This is a genomic window from Paenibacillus sp. G2S3 (genome assembly GCF_030123105.1).
Taxonomy (GTDB): Bacteria; Bacillota; Bacilli; order Paenibacillales; family Paenibacillaceae; genus Paenibacillus_AQ.
In genome coordinates, this window is sequence record NZ_CP126095.1 from 5,379,146 (window position 1) to 5,391,673 (window position 12,528).

Annotated in this window: 10 protein-coding genes and 1 tRNA gene; 1 reads left to right on the top strand and 10 read right to left on the bottom strand. The window is 45.1% G+C overall.

Going from position 1 to position 12,528, the window contains the following annotated elements; translation table 11 throughout:
* Positions 1-470: 470 nt before the first annotated feature.
* The 6 genes from QNH28_RS23705 to QNH28_RS23730 form a co-directional block, all read right to left on the bottom strand.
* Complete coding sequence (locus QNH28_RS23705) at positions 471-1,142, bottom strand: hypothetical protein (protein WP_283908792.1); 672 nt, start codon at positions 1,140-1,142, stop codon at positions 471-473.
* A 131-nt stretch (positions 1,143-1,273) separates the two neighbouring features.
* Positions 1,274-2,401 (bottom strand): flavodoxin-dependent (E)-4-hydroxy-3-methylbut-2-enyl-diphosphate synthase, encoded by a 1,128-nt coding sequence (ispG, locus tag QNH28_RS23710; RefSeq protein ID WP_060621818.1) that lies wholly within the window; start codon positions 2,399-2,401, stop codon positions 1,274-1,276.
* Between the two features lie 109 nt (positions 2,402-2,510).
* The gene (gene clpX, locus QNH28_RS23715) at positions 2,511-3,767 is read right to left on the bottom strand and encodes an ATP-dependent protease ATP-binding subunit ClpX (protein ID WP_042130648.1); all 1,257 of its coding nucleotides are present in this window, start codon (positions 3,765-3,767) and stop codon (positions 2,511-2,513) included.
* 12 nt (positions 3,768-3,779) lie between these two features.
* Complete coding sequence (gene clpP / locus QNH28_RS23720; protein ID WP_283908793.1) at positions 3,780-4,370, bottom strand: ATP-dependent Clp endopeptidase proteolytic subunit ClpP; 591 nt, start codon at positions 4,368-4,370, stop codon at positions 3,780-3,782.
* Positions 4,371-4,655: 285 nt separating this feature from the next.
* Complete coding sequence (gene tig, locus QNH28_RS23725; protein ID WP_283908794.1) at positions 4,656-5,990, bottom strand: trigger factor; 1,335 nt, start codon at positions 5,988-5,990, stop codon at positions 4,656-4,658.
* A gap of 98 nt (positions 5,991-6,088) precedes the next feature.
* Positions 6,089-6,934, bottom strand: a complete 846-nt coding sequence (locus tag QNH28_RS23730) for a hypothetical protein (protein ID WP_283908795.1) — start codon at positions 6,932-6,934, stop codon at positions 6,089-6,091.
* A 280-nt stretch (positions 6,935-7,214) separates the two neighbouring features.
* On the opposite strand from QNH28_RS23730, the gene QNH28_RS23735 reads away from it, so the two are divergent.
* A tRNA-Arg gene (locus tag QNH28_RS23735) sits at positions 7,215-7,288 on the top strand.
* 853 nt (positions 7,289-8,141) lie between these two features.
* Here the strand turns inward: QNH28_RS23735 and pstA are convergent.
* The 4 genes from pstA to QNH28_RS23755 form a co-directional block, all read right to left on the bottom strand.
* Positions 8,142-9,017, bottom strand: coding sequence for a phosphate ABC transporter permease PstA (gene pstA, locus QNH28_RS23740; protein WP_283908796.1), 876 nt, complete (start codon positions 9,015-9,017; stop codon positions 8,142-8,144).
* Positions 9,014-9,961 (bottom strand): phosphate ABC transporter permease subunit PstC, encoded by a 948-nt coding sequence (pstC, locus tag QNH28_RS23745; protein ID WP_283908797.1) that lies wholly within the window; start codon positions 9,959-9,961, stop codon positions 9,014-9,016. Before pstC ends, pstA begins: the two co-directional genes overlap by 4 nt.
* Positions 9,962-10,043: 82 nt before the next feature.
* Positions 10,044-10,904, bottom strand: a complete 861-nt coding sequence (locus QNH28_RS23750) for a phosphate ABC transporter substrate-binding protein (RefSeq protein WP_283908798.1) — start codon at positions 10,902-10,904, stop codon at positions 10,044-10,046.
* Positions 10,905-10,959: 55 nt separating this feature from the next.
* Positions 10,960-12,396 (bottom strand): stalk domain-containing protein, encoded by a 1,437-nt coding sequence (locus QNH28_RS23755; protein WP_283908799.1) that lies wholly within the window; start codon positions 12,394-12,396, stop codon positions 10,960-10,962.
* Between the last annotated feature and the right edge of the window lie 132 nt (positions 12,397-12,528).

Here is a 12,528-nt window from a genome sequence, read left to right on the forward strand (position 1 = left end):
CCAAGCTAACAATTGGGGAAAACCTCCCTGATTATTCGCTGATTAGGCTATAAACAGGGGAAATCGCCTATTTTTTAGGGAGGTTTTCCGTAAAAAGCTCGATTTGGAGCGATTTTAAGATTATTTCAGGGAGGTTTTCCCTAATTACTTTTTATTGATCCAGACCTCGCTACACACTACGCACCTTATTGCCTACTCTCTCCATACCACGATACTTATCACGCAATTAACCACATTCCTTATCACATCCCTATAACACGTTCCAAACCAAGCATATTACCAAGCTTCTATCTCACTCCTACCGCGCTCCATACCAAACTCCTTATCACAATCTTTATCACTCTTTATCACTCTTTATCACCCCTTACTTCGCACCTTACCGCGCCTTACATCCCTCCATTCGTGCCTCCAACATCCCATACGTATATTTCGCCTAAATTAACATCCAATTAACCCTCAAACTTATCAGCTCAATCCCAGTAATAAAGGACATCTCGTGCCAGCCTATACTCAACATTTTTAACACCAATCCCTCTTCTCACAGGCTTCAACCAGCCCTTTTCACACAATTTTATCAGCATTAAACGTACCGTTTTAGGGTCGAGCGTAAAATAATCTGCTACATCTTTAGGACGGACTGTCCCCGCTTGGCGAACCACTAATCGCATAATTTCCTTCTCAGCAAGTAGCAGTTGACCCCGTGGTGCATCAACAATTAAGTAACGGCTTAGCACCACACGCAGCAGTGTAATACATAACTCAGGACGCTGTTCCACATCATCGTAGGCAAATGAAATTACTTGGTAACCCATTCCGTACAGAAACGTCTCACGATTTAGCTCATTACAATATTTCAGTCTATCCATGTCTCTTACGTGTGTAGCATACCCTTTGATCTCGAACAAGAGCTTAATAGGCCCCGGCAAAAAAGCATAATCCGCGAAATAAGATCGCCCGCGCCAATCCAGCACCTCATACTCCGGATGTAGATCATTGAAATCCCCACGAAGCGGCCACCATACATTCTGCAAAAACATTTCTTCGGCATGACGATGCCCTCTCTCCAATCTCCCTCGTCGTTCTCCGGTCCTGCTCGCCAGATGCTGCTCAATAAATGCTTCATGGGCTTGTTCATAATTCATTGGCCACTCCCCCTCAATCATTAATTCCACGCAAAAAGAACGCCCCGTTCCCACCACCGGATGTACCGGAGTGTAACAGGGCGTTCTTCGCCACTTATTATTAACGAATCATAAATTCGTAAAAGACCAAATTACTTCGATTGCACCGGAGGTGCAAGGTTAGCATGAGCGCGACCTGGGATTTCTCCTGTTTCCTCATACGCTACAACAATCGCATCAATTTCTTTCTTCAGTTCGTTCACTAGTTCCGCTTCAGGCACCTTACGAATCATCTGGCCGTAACGGAACAACAAACCTTCCCCACGGGCGCCAGCAATACCGATATCTGCTTCACGCGCCTCACCAGGACCATTAACAGCACAGCCGAGAACGGAAACTTTAATAGGCACCTTAAGCTTCGAAATGTACTCTTCCACCTCATTAGCGATAGAGAAGAGATCAATATCGAGTCGTCCGCAAGTGGGACAGGAAATGAGTGTAGCCGCATTAGAGATCAGACCAAAGGTCTTCAGCAGCTCGCGTGCCACCTTAACTTCTTCCACTGGATCTGCGCTAAGCGAGATACGAAGGGTGCTGCCGATGCCCATAGAGAGCAGTGCACCGATACCCGCGGAGCTCTTTACTGTACCGGCAAACAACGTGCCGGATTCTGTAATCCCAAGGTGCAGCGGATAAGGAATAACTTCCGCAGCCTGACGGTAAGCTTCGATGGCCATTGGCACATCGGATGCTTTTAAGGAAACGATAATGTCGTGGAAATCCAGCTCTTCCAGAATCCCAATATGGTACAATGCACTTTCTACCATAGCTTCCGGAGTCGGGTATCCGTATTTCTCCAAAAGATGATTCTCCAAAGAACCGGCGTTTACACCAATCCGAATCGGAATTCCTTTTTCTTTACACGCTTTAACTACTGCTTCTACCTTCTCCCGACGACCGATATTGCCCGGATTAATCCGTACTTTATCGATGCCGTTCTCAATAGCCATCAGCGCGAGCTTATAGTTAAAATGAATATCCGCTACGAGTGGGATATGAATCTGCTTCTTGATCTCCTTAATCGCGGCGGCTGCCTCTTCATTGTTGACAGTAACGCGTACCAGTTGGCAGCCTGCTTCCTCAAGCCGTAAAATTTCAGCTACAGTAGCCTCCACGTCAGCTGTTTTGGTTGTACACATGCTTTGAATCGCAACCTCGTTGTTTCCCCCAATAATGAGCCCGCCAACATTGACAGGACGGGTTTGGTGTCTCAAGAACATGATTTTTCTCCCCCATAACGCCAAAGCTCCACCCCTTCGCAACCGCTAGTGAAGCGGGATAAGCGGAAGAAAGGTGGAGACAGTGACATGTATTGTTAAGGTAAGCGACTTACGCGCTTTCCTCTTTCTTCTTGTCTTTCTTTAGGTTCAATTCAGGCAAAGCCTTCTCTTGAACAACCTGCTCCGTGATCACACAATCTTTAATATCATCGCGTGAAGGAACTTCATACATCACATCAAGCATGATGCTCTCAATAATCGCGCGCAGTCCACGGGCTCCCGTATTGCGTTTGATCGCTTCCTTGGCAATCGCTTCGAGTGCCAACGGTTCGAACTTCAACGCTACGTTATCCATTTCCAGCAGCTTGATGTATTGTTTCGTGAGTGCATTCTTAGGCTCAGAAAGGATACGTACCAGCGTATTCTCATCAAGCGGCTCCAAAGTCGAGATGACTGGCAGACGGCCTACAAATTCAGGAATTAATCCGAATTTGAGCAAGTCTTCAGGCAATACCATCGACAAATATTCGCCAGGCTTGAGATCCTTTTGTCCTTCAACCGCTGCGTTGAAGCCAATGACTTTTTTACCGATACGGCGTTTAATCATTTGCTCCAGACCATCAAAGGCACCGCCCACGATGAACAAGATGTTCGTCGTATCAATTTGAATAAACTCTTGATGAGGATGCTTACGTCCACCTTGTGGAGGTACAGAAGCAACCGTTCCTTCCAGAATCTTCAGAAGCGCCTGCTGCACACCTTCACCGGATACGTCACGAGTAATGGACGGATTCTCGGATTTACGTGCCACTTTATCAATCTCATCAATATAGATAATGCCGCGTTCGGCTTTCTCCACATCATAATCTGCCGCTTGAATCAGCTTAAGCAGAATGTTCTCAACATCCTCGCCGACATAACCAGCTTCCGTTAGGGAAGTAGCATCTGCAATCGCAAAAGGAACGTTGATAATCTTCGCCATCGTCTGTGCGAGCAAAGTTTTACCCGAACCTGTTGGACCGAGCAAAAGAATATTACTCTTCGTCAGTTCAACATCTTCGATTTTGCTTTGGCTGTTCACACGTTTATAGTGATTGTAAACCGCAACAGACAGCGATTTTTTCGCTTGCTCTTGACCGATTACATATTGATCCAAAATATCGCGGATTTCCTTTGGTTTCGGAATATCCTTCAGATCAAGCTCTTCCTCATGACCGAGCTCTTCTTCCACGATTTCCGTGCAAAGCTCGATACATTCGTCACATATATAAACGCCCGGTCCTGCTACAAGCTTACGAACCTGCTCTTGTGATTTGCCGCAAAAAGAACATTTCAATTGCCCTTTTTCATCATTAAATTTAAACATCTAACCACCCCTTTAAGATTTCATCGGTGAAGAAAGAACCTGGTCAATAAGCCCATATTCCTTGGCTTCTTCCGCGCTCATGAAGTTATCGCGGTCTGTGTCCCGTTCGATTTTTTCAAGGGGCTGACCTGTGCGATCTACATAAATTTGATTCAACTTCTGTTTCGTCTTAAGGATCCAGTCCGTATGAATCCAAATGTCAGACGCTTGACCTTGAACACCGCCGAGCGGTTGATGAATCATAACTTCGCTGTTGGTCAGCGCATATCTTTTACCCTTAGCCCCAGCTGTTAGAAGGAGCGATCCCATGCTTGCCGCCATTCCTACACAAATGGTTGAAACATCCGGTTTGATATATTGCATCGTATCGTATATACCCATGCCGGCTGTTACTGAACCACCGGGTGAGTTGAGGTACAAGTGAATGTCCTTCTCGGGATCATCTGCTGCAAGAAACAGCAATTGAGCAATAACCAGATTGGCGACATCATCGTCAATCGCACTGCTTAAGAAGATAATGCGATCCTTGAGCAATCTGGAATAGATATCGTATGAACGTTCCCCACGACTTGTTGATTCCACAACCATTGGTACCAGACTCATGCCACCAACCTCTTTTCTCTATACAGATTAGTCTTATCGTTTCAAAAATATTTTAACACGTTCACGGCGCGATGTCATTTTTTCACTACAGCTGACCTGTCCACTCCTTGTGAATAGTGACATTACTACGCCAATACCACTAATACCATACGCTCATTCGATACCTATGTAATCACATATATCTGTGGCCGAGGATAAAAATAAGGCACGTAACGAAACTTACGTGCCTTATCATATCTGTATGGAGGCCGACTAACTTGGCCGTTCTAGGTAGTTTAAAAAATCTTACTCAGCTTTAGTGTCTTCAGCAGCTGGTGCTTCTTCTACTGCTTCAACTTCTACACTATTGCTAACAAGGAAATCAATGGTTTTGCGCAAAGAAAGTTCTTCGCTCAAGCTGCCCAGTGAACCGTTAGCTGCCAAGATGCTGCGAATTTCTTCAGGAGTACGTTTGTAAGCTTCAGCCATAGTAGCCAACTCTTCGTTAACTTCTTCTTCGGAAACTTCAATCTTCTCTTCTTTAGCAATAACTTCCAATACCAAGTTGTTGCGAACGCGTTTTTCAGCATCGCCTTTCATTTGGTTCTGCAAGTCTTCACGTGTTTGGCCGGAGAAGCTAAGGAACATATCCATGTTCATACCTTGTTGACGAAGACGAGTGTCGAAGTCACGAACCATGTTCTCAACTTCGCTGTTGATCATTGCTTCTGGGATCTCAACTTCAGCGTTTTCTGCTGCTTTATCAACAACTGCGTTCTCACGAACACCTTTCAGTTCATCCTGTTTACGGGATTCAAGCTGAGCTTTCAGATCTGCTTTGTACTCTTCCAAAGTTTCGAATTCACTTACATCTTTAGCGAACTCATCATCGAGTGCAGGAAGTTGCTTGCGTTTGATTTCGTGCAGCTTCACTTTGAATACTGCTTTCTTACCCGCAAGGTTCTCTGCATGATATTCATCTGGGAAAGTAACTTCGATATCTTTGAAATCTCCAGTGCCCATTCCCACTACTTGCTCTTCAAATCCAGGAATGAAGGAATTGCTACCAAGCTCAAGAGAATGACGCTCAGCTTTTCCGCCTTCGAACGGTACGTCATCAACGTATCCGTCAAAATCGATCACAGCGATGTCGCCGTTAGCTGCTGCTTCTTCTTCAACTACTACGAGTTCAGCATGACGCTCTTGCAGACGAGCAAGCTCAGCGCTCAGCTCTTCTTCAGTCACTTCAGCTTTTTGTACTGGAACTTCCAGACCTTTGTAATCGCCAAGCTTCACTTCAGGTTTAACCGTGATCTTCGCTTTGAAGATAAAGGATTGACCTTTAGCAAATTGCTCAATATCAACTTCAGGACGGTCTACAGGGAAGATGTCAGTTTGTTCAACTGCTTCACCGTAAGCTTCAGGAAGAAGAATGTCGATTGCATCTTGGTACAAGCTTTCTACACCAAAACGGGATTCAAAGATCGGGCGTGGTACTTTACCTTTACGGAAGCCTGGTACGTTAGCTTTCTTAACGACTTTGTTAAAAGCTTTATCAAGTGCTGCTGCAACGCGTTCTGCGTCAACTTCTACTTCAAGAACTCCAAGGTTCTTCTCTATTTTTTCCCATGTTGCTTTCATATTATACTTTTCCCTCCAAAATATAGGTTCACAAGTTTACTTCAAAAAATGATACAATCCACGCACAGAATAACCATTATATTATATACAACATTACTTTATTTATCAAGTAGAGAAGTCTTTACAAAACCCTTGATCGCACGATAAGCCCCCTCAAATTGAAAGCGCATGCCGTCGGTAATGCCGTACATTCCACGAGTCTCTTCCTCTTGCCGTGTACCGTTTAAGCTCTCAGATACGAACTGGTGTAACGCCCCTGCCCATATATCGAGTAGCGCGTCTTCTCCATCCAGTAATTTCCGATACTCTTCCGATCCATAAATCGACATAACGAACTGGCCCCAGAGCTCCTGTGCAAAATAATACAGCGTAGGCTCGTGTACCTCTGCTTGCTCGGCTACCCGCTCCAGCACCTGACTCACCTGCGGTGGAAAATCCTCTGTCTGCAGCGGCACACTTTCAATCTCTACCCATGCTGTTTCATGTCCACGAATCAGCTTGACCGTTCCCTGCATCCCACGCCGCCGAAGGGTCTGCAGCGTCCGAAATTGCAGCAGTGGGTGAATATTATCCCCCTGCAGCCAAGCTGTCAGCGCCTCATCGACTCCGCCACCTTCCAGATAAGAAAGCTGCTCTAATGCTAGGATTGTCGCCTCTGACAGTGGCTCATTCATTACCCGCTGCAGCAGCTTTTGAGGATACCCCGCATCCTCAGTCATTTTTGATTTGGCCAAGAGACGGGCCATATCTTCTTCCCTCAAATCTTCGTCTTCGGGGTGAACGGCTCCCTCCGCATCTCCATTCTGGGAGGCATAAGGGAAAGCCGTTTCGAGCCATTCCAGCAGAGAACGCCATTCCTCGTAATTTCGCTCTTCCTGTCCTTGACACTGCAGCAAAAAGCGAAGCAGCTCCATCGCTTCCCCGTATCGTTCACTCTCCAGCATCACCGTAAGCTGGATTTGATAATAGTCCAGTGTCTTGGGAAACAGGACGATATTCTCTTTTGTGGCGGGGGAATCTGAATCTTTAATGAGGGCACCTCCTTATAGCTAATTATGTGAATTGAATTCTAAAACGTCATAAATGTTATTAAGACCTTAAGCTTCATCCGAAACTTAATAATTGTAGATTATAGCATACCCCGTACTCTTTTTAAAAAACAGCTTGAAAAACATCAACATACATGATATGATAATCCCTGCTTGCTTTTCAGCCAGCAATCATGTCCCGGTAGCTCAGCTGGATAGAGCATGCGCCTTCTAAGCGCACGGTCAGGGGTTCGAATCCCTTCCGGGACGTCAATTAGAAACAGCCTTCCTTCGGGGAGGCTGTTTCTGCGTTCAGGGGATGCGAAGCACAGAGGTTCGTCGGAGTATAGGCATCGAAAGCATACGCTTCGCAGTCAGCCCTTTAGGGCTGTATACCGCTCTGGACTCGTTAACAGCCTTCCTTCGGGGAGGCTGTTAACGAGTCCAGAGGTAAAAAAACGGCTCAACAGACGAAATTAAAGTATCAATCATTGGACAGGTAGTTGAATTATTTGTGGCTGGACCCGACAGCTGGTGATGCTTCTCGGCGCATCTTAGGGTAGTGTTTCGGATGGTCTACGATCAGTGCATTAGGCTTGTTGAGTAACTAAGGTCGGCCGAGTACAGTTGGCGTTCCTCAGAGCATCCTTGGGTGCTGTATCAACTGTGGTACGCTCGATACACTAGATTGGTTGAGGGAACTAGGGGCTCGACGGTAGCGGACTATGAGCAACTGGGTATCGGATTCGTGGCGGCTTACATTGGACGAGGACCTTTCAGTTTTTGCAGCTACATAGGATGAACAGATCGAATGGTTATTTCCTGCCGAGACTATAGTTTTAGGGAAATCCTCCCTGATATTTACCTATAATCTCAAAAAAACAAACTTTTTAGGGAATTCCTCCCTAAATATTACCTAATAACCGCTAATCATGAGTAATCAAGCATATTTCAGGGAGGTTTTCCCTAATTATGCTTCTAAAGAGCCTAAAACGCTGAATTTTCGGGAGATATTCCCTAATTACGAATAAACACTTCAATCCATTACTAATCCATCGACAACCCATCAATAACCCTACAAACTATTAAAGGCCTACAGGTTTCCCCCGCAGACCCCAATTCATTACTTCCGGCGATTGCTAAGCCACAGCGGAAATCGAAATACAAAATTGATAAACAAAACTACAAATACGAGTACGGCTGCCGACTTATCAGCAATTTGACGTGCATCTTCTACAATCGCCTCGGATTGTACATACCAAAGGTGTACGGCTAGGGTTTCACCCGGCGAGAACAGATTGAAATCCCACATTTCGCCTGAGGTACTGAGACCAGCGGTAAGGATGATAACCGCAGATTCCCCGAAGGCGCGTCCAGCAACGAGACATATCCCAGTAACAATGGCAGACATTGCAACGGGTAGAACTACCGTCCGGATCACGTGGAATTTAGTCATCCCAAGCGCATAACCAGCCTCGCGTATATCCCCAGGAACGGCACGTACCGCTTCCTCTGTTACTCGCGCAAGCATAGGTAGATTCAGCAACGCCAAACTGACGCCCCCGCCAATAATCGTCAGACCGATATCGAAATACTCCGCAAAAATCGCAAGTCCGAGCATACCGAACACAATCGAAGGAACCGATGACAGTGATTCTACGCAAATACGTAGTGCCCCTGTAAATTTATTATCTGGCGCATACTCAGCCATATAGATTCCCGCACCCAAACCAATTGGAACGGAAATAATCAGCGAGATGAACAAAATGTAAAAGGAGTTAAACAGCACCGGGCCAATCCCACCACCTGCGTCAATCTCTTCAGGCTGTTTAATCAAGAAATCGGGCCGAAGTGCCGGTAGACCTTTACTAAGAATCGTGAAGAGCAGCCAGAAGATCAGCAGCATGACTAAAGCCCCAAGGGTATAAAACCCTATGGTGGCAATTTTATTGTTTCTTTGAGCACGCGCTGTATGCTTAGTACTTGCGAATCCGTTCACGCTGCATCCCTCCTTTTTCTACCCAGCACGCGGATGATCAGAATTAATACAAATGATATTACTAGCAAGAGAAATGCCATCATATGTAGCGCATAGTTCCAAGTAGAGTCAAACTCTACGTTGGAGATTTGCATAACGATGTTACTAGTCAGCACCGATGCTGGCGTAAATAACGTTTTCGCCAATTGCGGTGTATTACCGATAACCATAACTACAGCCATCGTCTCACCCACAGCACGAGTCATACCTAGAATAACCGCAGAGATAATTCCCCGGCTAGCCGCAGGCAGTACTACACGCATGATTACCTGTAAACGGGTAGATCCAAGAGCATATGCAGCATCCCGATATTTGCGCGGCACAGAAACAATGGCATCATCACTGATTCGGCAAATCGTTGGCAGCACCATTAATGCGAGCACAAGTGCAGCAGCTAACAAGCCATCGCCTAAGCTCTCCCCACTAATTCTGCGCAAGAAAGGAAGTAAAACCGTTAAACCTATATATCCGTAAACAATTGAAGGAATACCTACCAATAAATCTAGCACTGGACGGATAAAAGTCTTCATCCATTTTGGAGCAATCTCTGCACAAAGCACTGCCATCCCTACCGAGATAGGAACTGCGATCAGCAGCGTTAATGCAGTTAGTGAAAGTGTATTTACAATGAAGGCAGCCGCTCCAAAAGAATCCTCTTCCGGCGTCCAGTTAAAGGAAAAGAAAAAGTCCGCAGGCGAGAGATGGCCGAACAGAAGCATAGCCGTTTTGCCGATAAATAGAATTACAAGTCCAAGCACGAAGCAAAGCGCAAGAATGCTGAATAAAAAATAAAACTTAAACAATTTGTTGCTAAATAAATGTCTACCATGACGTTTAGAGTTAGCGCTAACCTGCGTTACACTCTCTTTTCCCCTAGTTGCCAAGCCGTGGACTGGTGCCCCCATACTTTCCCTCCTGTAAGCGGCCACCCCCGCATCAAGATCGGAGCTGGCCGCTGTTACCGTTCAATATGATCTTTAGATGTTATTAGCCATTCATTGCTGCGATCGGAATAAATTTAAGCTTTTTCAGGGAACCTTGTTGGAACTTCTTGCTTTGTACGTATTCGATAAATTCTTTTGTAGCGCCAGTAGGTTGGCCTTTAGTCATGTAGTAGCCATAAGCCCAGATCTTATAAGATCCATTGATTACATTGTCTGTAGTAGCTGCTACACCGTTGTGTTTAACAGCTTTTACGTCGCCACTTACATATACAAGGTCGATATAACCGATAGAGTTAGGAGTTGTTCCTACGGCAGTCTTCATGTCACCGGATGAACCTGTTTCTTTGTAGTTCTTAGCTTTTTTAACGATATCTCCGCCATCCAAAGCTTTAGCTTGATAGTTAACGCGTGTACCGGAACCGAAAGAGCGAGTGATAACCACGATGTCAGCATCTGCACCGCCTACTTCTTTCCAGTTCGTGATTTTACCTGCGAAAATACCTTTAAGCTGTTCTGTTGTAAGGTTATCTACACCAACATTTTTGTTAACGATTGTAGCAAAAGGAATAACAGCTACTTTGTTTGCTACTTGACCGTCAAAAGCTTTGAAGCCTGGTACGTCGATGCTAGCATCCCAGTCGCAAGCGCCGATATCGGCGATGCCTTTTTTAACAGCTTGAGGTCCAGTTACAGAACCTTTACCTGATGCTGCGATTTTTACTTTAGGGTGCAGCTTTTGGAATTCTTTTGCCGCTTGAAGCGTCAATGGAAGAAGTGCGGTTGAACCGTTAACTGTGATTTTACCTTTTAGTGAATCGGCTGCTGCTGCAACCCCTGCGAAAGATGCGGTTACCGCAATTACAGCCGTTAGAGCCGTTACTGTTAGCTTTTTGAAAATCTTCATTTGTATTATTTCTCCTCTCGGCTCTACGCCGTTAAAATATGATTAGGGATATTTATTATTTCGACAGTTGCAATGCTTTACCGCCTTGAACCACCCATACACCGCCGTCACTTACGATAGCAAGCTTACTTCCATCATTCGAAACAGCTACTTCAGATACATCTTCAGTGGAGCGGAACAGCTCAGTCTTAGCTCCATTGTTATCAATGGAATAGACTACTGTGCTTCCATCTGCCGCTGAACCTGCTACAACCAGGCCGTTCTTAACGCCAGTAGACCAAGTTACTTCAACATCAAGTGCAATGTTGCTGCTTTTTCCGTCTGCTTTTACAACCTTCAATGTGTTAGCTGCATTCCCCTCAGCATCTGCACTCAGGTATACAACGCTACCATCCGCTGAAATTTCAGGGTACAGCTTGTTATCTGGTGTAGTTGTCAGCGCAGCTGGTTTAGCATCCTTTGTAGCCAGGTCAAGCTTGTAAAGCTGCTCTCCAGCTGAGCTGAAGTCTACAGTAAGAGAATCTTCTGTGCTGTCCGCATCGTTTTTAGCAACACCCGTCAAGTTAACGATATAAACGGCGCTCTTTTCATCAGCAGAAATGCGCAGTTCGGATTTATTTTCTACTTTGTCTGCCAACACGGTTTTAACTTCACCAGTGTCTACAGCGATTTTTGCGATTTTCTCTTGCTTGTCACCTTGGATGAAGTAAATACTTTTACCATCGTTAGACCAAACCAGATCTGTTTTTACACTATTGTCCGTACCCAGTTTCTTAGTAGCTCCGCTAGACAGGTTAATCAGGTTCAACAAACCAGTCTCATCATTGAAAGCTCCCCACTGCCCATCCGGCGATACTGCAAAATCTACTGCACTGTCATTTGATGAAAATACTTCGTAGTTACCTGGCTCTGTGCTGAACTTGATTAGTTGAGCAGATTCAGCATCACTTTTATTCGCAATCAGACTTCCAGCTGCTGTCCAGTGCAAAGTATCAAACAATCCTTCAGGACGAGCAAAGCTTAGAATCGTGCTAGCATCAGCATCCAGTTCTCCACCTAATGCATAAACTAACTTAGTAAGCTCCACATAGGTTTTACCGTTATAAAATACTGGAGCAACTGTGAACGTCTCGGAATTACCATCTACTTGATAGCTCTTCGAGCCTGTTTTGAGTTGGACATTATGTAATCCTTTGCTGTCATTAAGTTCAAACCCGCCAGCTCCAAGTACTAACTTAGCTCCAATTTCACCAGCTACCTGATTCAGCGAGTACAGCTTGTAACCACTGCTATTAATGGTGTTAAACACAATCGGCGTACCATTTACATTCCAAGTAGCTGTACCTTCTTTAACTGCTGTTTTTGCAGCGGTTTGATTGGTAGCCACAGATTTTACATTACTGCCGATGCTAGCTGCAGATACACTCCCAACGCCTACTGTTGCAAGAAGTGCTGAAGCCAACGTTGCGCTAATCCATTTACTGTTTTTCAATTAGATTCACCCTTTTCGTATAGGTAACTGCTAATGTCATTTTCGTCTACAATTGTCAACTCTGTTGCAGAGGAATGTTATGGAAATATTAACTATAATTATTTTTTTGAAAAAGTAGGTATATTAGCGTAC